The sequence below is a fragment of the Rhizobacter sp. genome, assembly GCF_046595475.1.
In the GTDB taxonomy this organism is placed as follows: Bacteria; Pseudomonadota; Gammaproteobacteria; order Burkholderiales; family Burkholderiaceae_C; genus Rhizobacter.
In genome coordinates this window covers 37,857-44,393 of the sequence record NZ_JBKJOQ010000114.1, presented here as the reverse complement: position 1 = coordinate 44,393, position 6,537 = coordinate 37,857, and the positions used below count along the sequence as shown (strand labels likewise).

Genomic DNA, 6,537 nt, shown 5'->3' with positions numbered 1-6,537 from the left:
CTCCGCCTTGCAGGCAGTAGCCTGCTGCGTTGTCGCGCCTACCCAGACGCGCCCGCAGCGGCCCACTCGGGTACGTCCAACTGCGGTTTTTAGGTTGAACGGATCCGGCACGAACTCCGGGAGTTTCAAACCTGCGCGCCGGCGACGGTTCTGAGGCTCAAGCATTCAATAAGCCAGCAACCCAGGCGGGTAGAGAGAAAGCAGCTATCATTTTTATATCAAAAACCCCGTCCCCTGCAGGCTCAAGGCGCTGCAGGCATGCTTGGGCTCTTTCCGGCACGAACATAGAACACAACGTATGAAAAATTTTGACTTTGACCTGTTTGTCATCGGCGGCGGCAGCGGGGGCGTGCGCGCCGCACGCATGGCCGCGCAGCGCGGCGCACGTGTGGCGCTGGCCGAGGTGGCCGCCATGGGTGGCACCTGCGTCAACGTCGGCTGCATTCCGAAAAAGCTGTACAGCTACGCGGCGCACTATGCCGATGCCTTTGAGGAATCGCGCGGCTTCGGCTGGACCGGCGAAGCGCCGGTGTTCAACTGGGCGCGGCTCAAGACCAACCGGGCACTGGAAATCGCACGCCTCAACGGCGTGTACATCCAGCTGCTTCAGGGCTCGGGCGTCCAGATCATCGAGGGCTGGGCCACACTGGCCGACGCCCACACGGTAGAGGTGGAAGGCAGCCGCTACACCGCCAAACACATCCTGGTCGCCACCGGCGGCCGGCCCAGCCTGCCCGAGGTGAAGGGCCGCGAACTGGTCATCACGTCGGACCAGATCTTCGACCTCGATCCCTTCCCGTCGCGCCTGCTGGTCGTGGGCGGCGGCTACATCGCCTGCGAATTTGCCTCCATCTTCAATGGCCTGGGTTCGAAGGTCACCCAGCTTTACCGCGGCGCCCAGGTGCTGCGCGGCTTCGACGCGGAAGTGCGGGCCTTCGTGGCCGCAGAAATGGTCAAGACCGGCGTGGACTTGCGGCTGCATGCCGATGTGGCAGCCATCAGCCAGGCGGCGGACGGGCTGCACGTACAACTGCAGGACGGCAGCACCACCACGGTAGACGCCGTGCTCTACGCGACGGGCCGCCTGCCCAACGTGGCCGGCCTGGGCCTGGAAAATGCCGGCCTCGCGGTCAACCACAAGGGGGCGATTGAGGTCAATGCGCACTACCAGACCTCGGTACCGTCGATCTACGCGCTGGGTGACGTGACCGCACGCATCCAGTTGACCCCCGTGGCGCTGGGCGAGGCCATGGCGGTGGTCGACCATCTGTTTGGCGCCGCAGCCGGCAAAAAGCCGCGCCGCATGAGTTACGACTTCATCCCTACCGCCGTGTTCACCCACCCGAACATTGGCACCGTGGGTTATTCGGAAGCCGATGCGCGCAAGGAGTTTGGCAAGGTCAGCATCTACCGCAGCGAGTTCAAGGCACTCAAACACACCCTGAGCGGCAGCACCGAGCGCACGCTGATGAAGATGGTGGTCGATGACGCCTCCGACCGCGTGGTCGGCCTGCACATGGTGGGGGCCGACGCTGGCGAGGTGGTTCAGGGTTTTGCCGTGGCGATGAAGGCCGGCGCGACCAAGGCCATTTTCGACAGCACCATCGGCATCCACCCGACGGCGGCTGAAGAATTTGTCACGATGCGCGATCCTGTGCGGAAAGCCACACCCGAACCGTGAGCGCCAGCGGGCACGCAGCAGCAGCCCCCAGCGCAGGCCTGGCGGGGGCGGGGCACAATAAGCCCATGCCTTACCTGCCCGCCTTCATTGCCCCCACCCGTTACGCCGACCCGGCCGCCGCGCTGGCCCAGGTGCGGCTGATCTATGACCAGCAGATTGCCCACCTGCGCGATGCCATGCACCGCTACGTGGCCGGTGAAACACTGCCCGGCCATGTGCGGGCCTGTTACCCTTTTGTGCGGGTGCATACCGAGACGGTGGCGCGCGCGATTCTGGAAACGCCCGACATCCCGCAACTGAGCTACGGCTTCGTGGCCGGGCCCGGCCGCTATGAAACCACGCTGACGCGGCCCGATCTTTACGGCAACTATTACTTTGAGCAGTTCCGCCTGCTGCTGCAAAACCATTCGGTCGAACTGGAAGTGGGCACCAGCACCCAGCCGATTCCGGTGCATTTTTCTTTTGCCGAACATGACCACATCGAAGGCCACCTGAGCGCGGACCGGCGCATGCTGATGCGCGATGCCTTTGACCTGCCCGACCTGGCCGCGATGGACGACGGCATTGCCAATGGCACGCATGAACCGCGCCCCGGCGAGCCGCAGCCGCTGTCGCTGTTTACCGCGGCGCGCGTGGACTACTCGCTGCAGCGCCTGCGCCACTACACCGGCACGTCGCCGGAGTGGTTCCAGAACTTTGTGCTGTTCACCAACTACCAGTTTTACATTGATGAATTTGTGCGCCTGGGCCATGAGGAGATGGCCAAACCGGACAGCGAGTACATCGCGTTTGTGGAGCCGGGCAATGTGGTGACGCGCCGCGCAGGCCTGCCGCCCACCACCGGCGATGAGCTCGGTATGGCGCCGCCGCGTCTTCCGCAAATGCCGGCTTACCACCTGCTGCGCGCGGACCGCACCGGCATCACCATGGTCAACATTGGCGTGGGGCCGGCCAATGCAAAAAACATCACCGACCACATCGCCGTGCTGCGGCCCCATGCCTGGATCATGCTGGGCCACTGCGCAGGGCTGCGCAACAGCCAGCAACTCGGTGACTATGTGCTGGCCCACGGCTATGTGCGCGAAGACCATGTGCTGGATGAAGAGCTGCCGCTGTGGGTGCCGATTCCGGCGCTGGCGGAGATTCAAAAAGCGCTGGAAAAAGCCGTGGAAGACGTGACGCACCTCCAGGGGCCGGAGCTCAAGCGCATCATGCGCACCGGCACCGTCGCCTCGACCGACAACCGCAACTGGGAACTGCTGCCCGGCAACCAGCCGCAGCGCCGCTTCAGCCAGAGCCGCGCGGTGGCGCTGGACATGGAAAGCGCCACCATTGCCGCCAACGGATTCCGCTTCCGCGTGCCCTACGGCACGCTGCTGTGCGTGAGCGACAAGCCGCTGCACGGAGAGATCAAGCTGCCCGGCATGGCCAATCATTTCTACCGCGAGCGGGTTGACCAGCACTTGCGCATCGGCATCCGTGCGATGGAGCTCTTGCGCGAGCAAGGAGTCGACCAGCTGCACAGCCGCAAGCTGCGCAGCTTTGCCGAGGTGGCGTTTCAGTAGGGTGCCGACCCCCGCGCGGTAAAGAAACGCGGTGGCCAGAGATCGCATTCGTTCACTTGGCAGCACCTGCAGGCAAGAGCGGCCCGCGCCTGAGCCAGGAGACTCAGGTGAGCTTGGACAACGCCCGCTGCACTTCGCCGATGAAGCGGCCGTGGTTGAAGTCGGCCTTGCCGACGATGTTGAGCACGTGGCCGTTCAAGCGCTGGCGGTCGGTGGCGCTCAAGTCTTTGCTCGTCACCACAACGATGGGAATGCGCGCCGTGTGGGGGCGGTCTTGCAGCGCTTCGACCACATCGAAGCCGTTGACCTCGGGCATGTCGAGGTCAAGTGTGATCAGGTCGGGCGTGAAGCGGCGCGCGAGCTCTATGCCTTCTTGCCCGCCATGTGCGCGCAGCACTGTGTAGTCACGCTGGTGCAGCTGCGTTGCGAGCAGCTCGACGGCAACGGCGTCGTCGTCGACCACCAGCACCGTCACGTCACGGCCCTCACCAGGCATCAACCCAAGGTGCGCGAGTCCCTTGGCTAGCGCGTCGCGCCCGATGGGCTTTTGCAGCACCAGCGCCGCACCTAGCGAAAAGCCCTTGCCTTGGTCGGCCACCACCGACACCACAACCACAGGCACGGCCTCCCAATCAGGCGTTTTCTTCAGGCGCGCTAGAAACTCCCAGCCGTCCATGTCGGGCAGCAAGATGTCGAGCGTGATGAGGTCGGGAATGCAATGGCCCACAAGTGCCAGCGCCTCTTCGGCCGACGACACGCGACGCACCGCGAAGCCCTTGGCTTCGAGCTGCGCCTGCATCAGGGCAGCTGCCTCTTCGTTGTCTTCAACCACCAGCGCCAGCGGCGGCGCGGCAAGCGTCGCCGCAGCCGGCAGCGATGCGGCATTGGTGGGCTCGCTGTCGGCACGCCAGGGCAACCACACGGTGAAGCAGCTTCCCTGGCCCGGCTCGCTCGTCACGGCGACCGTGCCGCCGTGCAGCTCCGCCAGGCGGTGCACCATCACCAGGCCCAGGCCGGTGCCTTCTAGGCTGCGCGTCAAGGCATTGGGTACCTGCATGAAGGGCGCGAAGAGCTGACGCACTTCGTCGGGTGCGATGCCTATGCCGGTGTCTGACACCGATATCTCGACGAAACGCTCATGCTCGCCCGCCGGCAGAGGCATGCGCAGGCCCTCACGAAAGCCTGGCTTCGCGCTGGACGCGCGCTCGCGCCCCACCACCTCAGCCGCCAGCGTCACCAGGCCTTCGGCCGGCGTGAACTTCATCGCGTTGGACACCAGGTTGAGCAGGATCTGTTTGAGCCGCCGGTTGTCTGCGAGCAGCACGCCGAGAGCGCCCCGGCGCTCTATCACGAAGCGGATGCGCTTGGCGTGCGCCTGCGTGGCGAGCAAGGCCAGCACCTCGGAAAGAGCAGCATGCAGGTCGACACGGTCGAGTGCAATCTCCGCCTTGCCGGCTTCAATCTTGGAAAGATCGAGGATGTCGCTGATCAGCGCCAGCAGGTGGTGGCCGCTCTGGAAGATGTGGCTGGCGAACTCGCGCTGCTTGGCATGGTCTTCGACGATGCCGTCTTTCAGCATGTCGGAAAAGCCGATGACCGCGTTGAGCGGCGTGCGCAGCTCGTGCGACATGTTGGCCAGAAACTCCGACTTGAGGCGGGTCTGCTCCAGCAACTGATGGTTGGAGCGCTCGAGCTGGCCGTTGAGTGATTCGAGCCGCTCGCTCAGGCTTTGCAGAGCCAGGGCACGCTGGTGCTCATGCGCGTGGGCCAACATCAGCCGCGCATGCAGCAAGCCGTTTTCGAGCAGCAAGACCCCGAGCACAAAGCTTGCAGCGAGCAAGCCAAAAACACGCCCGAAGTAAAAACCCAGGTCGAAGCGGCCGGCATTGAGCATCGCCGACAAGGCGATGTCGCACAGCCAGGCGCACAGCACCACCATCAGCCACAGGTCGAGCACCGAGTGCGCGCGGCGGCGCCACAGCAGCGCCAGCGCAAGCAAGCTGGCCAGCCACACCGTGGCGACCACGCCGACCATCACCGGCGTGTAGCGGTTGCCTTGCATGATGGCGGGCAGCGCGCTGTGGCCTGCAGTGGCCAGCAGCGTCAGGGCACCCACGGCCAGCGCGGCGGCCGCACCCCCTGCCGCGATCAGCCAGCCTGCGCGCGTAGGCGCCTTGACCGCCTCATACCGGTGGCCCCGCAGCAGGGCATAGGCGGCCACGAAGAGAGGAAAGCCGCCATGCCAGAACATGTAAAGCCAGGCCGTGCTTTGCGGCCCCGCCCCGAGCAGGCCCGCGGGCGCAAACAAGCCCGGGAAGCTCAAGCCGTGGGCCACGGTCATGAAGGCGGTGAAGAGGTAGCCGCTGGCCAGCACCAGCACGGCCTTGGAGCGCGCGATGCGGAACTGCCCGAACAGCAGCACCGCGGTGACGAGGTCGTTGACGACGAGCGCCGCCTCATAGATCGGAATGAACGCCCAAACCTGCGGCAGGGGCAGCTTTGCGAACGGTGCGGCCACGGCAAAGAAGGCCAGGGCAACCCCCACCGCAGCCCAGGCAAAGCGCCGCTCAACGGGCCCAGCGGGCCATGTCGCCAGAAGCTTCGCGGCGGGAGGGGTTGGGCGGGGCCCGGTCGGGCTCGCCGTGGGTGTCATGCCCGGATGAGGCCAGCTTTCTAGCTGCCGCACAACTGCGAGGTCTTACAGCAGGCGCGTAGCGCCAAATTGAAAACGCCAGCAGATGCTGGCGTTTTCAGGGGGTGTGCGCCTTCGCTCAGACGGGCGAGCGCTTGGCGGTGATGACCACCGTCTCCAGCACGATCACCGTCTTGGCCGGGCTCTGGGCCACCACCGGGGCGGCCGCCGCGGGCTGCTCGACGAAGAAACCCGAGGCGATGGCGGCGGTGCCACCGATCAGCATGACGAAGGTGAGGAAGGGGGCGAAGATGCGGTCGATCATGTTGGGCTCCAGTGCGTGTTTCGTTGCGTTGGAGTGAACTTTAGGCAGCCGCTCCAGCGCTGCCTACCGCATTGCGACGGGCCGCCAAAAGCGCGTCACGAAGCGCAGTTTGCGCAGACAGCCCGGGTGCCGCGAGCACCCAGCACCCCTCAGCGGCCAGCGCCCGAGGGGTAGATGGAAAGTGACACGCGGGCCCGCTCGTTCATGCGGCGCTCCAGGTCGTAGATGTCGACTGCGCCGGCCAAGTAATGCTCGTCGCGGGCGGCCGAGGTGCTGTTGTTCCAGGCCGAGCGAAGCGCGCGGGCAAGTGTGCGAAGGATGTTCATGGTGTGGG

General features: G+C 65.4%; 5 protein-coding genes. 2 read left to right on the top strand and 3 right to left on the bottom strand.

Annotated elements, in window-relative coordinates; all coding sequences use genetic code 11:
* Nucleotides 1-298: 298 nt before the first annotated feature.
* Nucleotides 299-1,681 (top strand): glutathione-disulfide reductase, encoded by a 1,383-nt coding sequence (gorA, locus tag AC30QB_RS21060; protein ID WP_489548232.1) that lies wholly within the window; start codon nucleotides 299-301, stop codon nucleotides 1,679-1,681.
* Nucleotides 1,682-1,746: 65 nt separating this feature from the next.
* Entirely contained in the window at nucleotides 1,747-3,246 is a 1,500-nt protein-coding gene (locus AC30QB_RS21055; protein ID WP_489548231.1) for an AMP nucleosidase, read from the top strand.
* 103 nt (nucleotides 3,247-3,349) lie between these two features.
* On the opposite strand, the gene AC30QB_RS21050 is transcribed toward AC30QB_RS21055, so the two are convergent.
* The 3 genes from AC30QB_RS21050 to AC30QB_RS21040 form a co-directional block, all read right to left on the bottom strand.
* The gene (locus AC30QB_RS21050) at nucleotides 3,350-5,764 is read right to left on the bottom strand and encodes a response regulator (protein ID WP_489548230.1); all 2,415 of its coding nucleotides are present in this window, start codon (nucleotides 5,762-5,764) and stop codon (nucleotides 3,350-3,352) included.
* A 253-nt stretch (nucleotides 5,765-6,017) separates the two neighbouring features.
* Nucleotides 6,018-6,203, bottom strand: a complete 186-nt coding sequence (locus tag AC30QB_RS21045) for a hypothetical protein (protein WP_489548229.1) — start codon at nucleotides 6,201-6,203, stop codon at nucleotides 6,018-6,020.
* Nucleotides 6,204-6,352: 149 nt separating this feature from the next.
* Nucleotides 6,353-6,529 carry a DUF3563 family protein gene (locus tag AC30QB_RS21040; protein ID WP_489548228.1) on the bottom strand — a complete coding sequence of 59 codons (177 nt, stop codon included), beginning with the start codon at nucleotides 6,527-6,529 and terminating at the stop codon, nucleotides 6,353-6,355.
* Nucleotides 6,530-6,537: the final 8 nt, after the last annotated feature.

Bases quoted from the DNA above. Each gene is read 5' to 3' on its own strand.
- gorA (WP_489548232.1), top strand. From the start codon at position 299: ATGAAAAATTTTGACTTTGACCTGTTTGTCATCGGCGGCGGCAGCGGG.
- AC30QB_RS21055 (WP_489548231.1), top strand. From the start codon at position 1,747: ATGCCTTACCTGCCCGCCTTCATTGCCCCCACCCGTTACGCCGACCCG.
- AC30QB_RS21045 (WP_489548229.1), bottom strand. From the start codon at position 6,203: ATGATCGACCGCATCTTCGCCCCCTTCCTCACCTTCGTCATGCTGATC.
- AC30QB_RS21040 (WP_489548228.1), bottom strand. From the start codon at position 6,529: ATGAACATCCTTCGCACACTTGCCCGCGCGCTTCGCTCGGCCTGGAAC.